At 75.9% G+C, this 758-nt stretch carries 1 protein-coding gene; it reads left to right on the top strand.

Going from position 1 to position 758, the window contains the following annotated elements:
- Positions 1 to 720, top strand: a 720-nt coding sequence (locus tag AC5LUJ_RS00565) for a beta/alpha barrel domain-containing protein (RefSeq protein WP_493464306.1), incomplete at its 5' end; no start/stop codon positions are given.
- Positions 721 to 758 lie beyond the last annotated feature (38 nt).

The raw sequence follows: 758 nt of genomic DNA on the forward strand, positions 1-758 counted from the left end.
CTGGGCGGCCAGGTGCCGGTGGCGGCGGCCGTGCCGAGCCGGGCGGAGTTCCTCGACATCGCGCGCAACCTGATCGCGCACGTGCGGCGGATCGGTGTCGACGTGCGGACCTCCGTCGAGGTGGACGCGGACTTCCTGCGCGCGCAGGCCCCGGACGCGGTGGTGCTGGCCACCGGCGCCCGGCCGAACCCCCCGTGGTGGGCGGCCGGGCACCCCCGGGTCGTGGACGTGCGCGACGTGCTGGAGGGGCGGGCGGAGCCGAGCGGCACCGTCGTGGTCGTGGACGAGCTGGGGTTCCACCAGGCCACCTCCGTCGCGGAGCTGCTGGCCGACCGGGGCTGCCGGGTCGAGGTCGTCACCAACGGCATGGTCGTCGGCCAGGACCTCGGGGTGACGCTGGACCTGGAGACCTGGAACGTCCGGGCGGCGGCCAGGGGCATCGTCCAGAGCACCGACCTGGTGCCGATGGGGGTGACACCCGGCGCGGACGGCGGTGTGCTGCTCGCCCTCCAGCACCATCCCACCGGCACCGACACCCGGCGCGCCGTGGACTGGGTGGTCTGCGCCGTCCAGCAACGGGCGGAGGACACCCTCTGGCGCGGCCTGCGCGCGGACCTGCCGGCGCTGCCGTTCTCCGTCCACCGGGTCGGTGACTGCCTCGCCCCCCGCCGCGCGCACGCCGCGGTCGTCGAAGGCCAACGTGTGGCGGTGTCCCTGTGAGCGCAGACGGCCGCGGAGGGAGTGGCCGTCGGAGTGGA

Source organism: Protofrankia sp. CiP1_Cm_nod3 (assembly GCF_982290655.1).